The organism is Brucella sp. RRSP16 (assembly GCF_052246815.1).
GTDB classification, from domain to species: Bacteria; Pseudomonadota; Alphaproteobacteria; order Rhizobiales; family Rhizobiaceae; genus Brucella; species Brucella intermedia.
Window position 1 is genome coordinate 1 of sequence record NZ_JBQQAM010000046.1, and the last position, 1,198, is coordinate 1,198.

The following is a 1,198-nucleotide window of genomic DNA, read 5'->3' on the forward strand; positions in this document are numbered from 1 at the left end:
GGTAATCCCCCCACCAAATAACGGGCTTCAAAAGTAGAATTTTCTCGGGCTATATGATCGAGGAGATTTTAATGAAGACGAGCAGATTCAGCGAACCACAAATCCTTGCCATCCTTCGCCAGGCGGAAGGCGGCGTTCCTGTACCCGAGTTATGCCGGGAACATGGAATGAGCACTGCGTCATTCTACAAATGGCGATCCAAATACGGTGGCATGGATGCCTCGATGATCAGTCAGATGAAGGCTCTGGAAGACGAAAACCGTCGCCTGAAGAAGATGTATGCGGAGATGAGCATGCAGGCGGAACTGCTTAAAGAGGCTCTTGGAAAAAAGTGACACGGCCATCTCAACGCCGGGAGATGGCCGGGAAAGCAGTGGCGTTGCGAGGGGTGAGCGTTGCGCTTGCCTGCCGCACCTTCGAGGTCAGCGAGACATGCTATCGTTACAGCGCCAGGCTGAACGACGAGAACGGGCAGATTGCCGATCTCCTGATCGGACTGACGCGGGCAAAGAAGACCTGGGGCTTCGGTCTGTGTTTCCTTTATCTGCGCAATGTCCGGGGGCATCACTGGAACCATAAACGCGTTTACCGCATCTATCGTGAGCTTGAATTGAACCTCAGGATCAAGCCGCGCAAGCGGTTGAAGCGGGACAAGCCCGATGCTCTGACCGTGCCAGATGCGCCGAACATGGTCTGGTCCATGGATTTCATGGCCGACCGGCTGGAGGATGGAAGGCAATTCCGGCTGCTGAACGTCCTGGACGACTTCAACCGCGAAGGTCTGGGCATTGAGGTAGACTTCTCGCTGCCTGCCGAACGCGTCATCCGCAGCCTCAACCAGATCATCGAATGGCGCGGCAAACCATTCGCAATTCGTGTTGATAATGGGCCGGAATACGTCAGTGGCAAACTGATGGAATGGGCTGCCAACCAAGGCATCGCCTTGAGCCATATCCAACCCGGCAAGCCACAACAGAATGCGTATGTTGAGCGCTACAATCGCACCGTTCGGAATGAATGGCTCGACCAATATATCATCGAAAGCATTGAGGAGGCGCAGGAATTTGCCACGCAGTGGCTATGGACCTACAACAACGAACGTCCCAATATGGGCATCGGCGGCGTAACGCCCGCACAGAAACTGAAAATGGCCGCGTGAATTCTACTGACGAGCCCCGTTAAAAACGGGGGGATTACC

The 1,198-nt window shown here is 54.7% G+C and carries 1 protein-coding gene; it reads left to right on the forward strand.

What is annotated here, in order from left to right:
- Nucleotides 1-71 precede the first annotated feature (71 nt).
- Nucleotides 72-1,159, forward strand: a protein-coding gene (locus tag ACS5UA_RS22815; protein ID WP_086000475.1) for an IS3 family transposase whose coding sequence is annotated in 2 segments (ribosomal slippage) — nt 72-333 and nt 333-1,159 — 1,089 coding nt in all. Because the reading frame shifts where the segments join, the coding sequence is not laid out codon by codon here.
- The last annotated feature ends 39 nt before the right edge of the window (nt 1,160-1,198 follow it).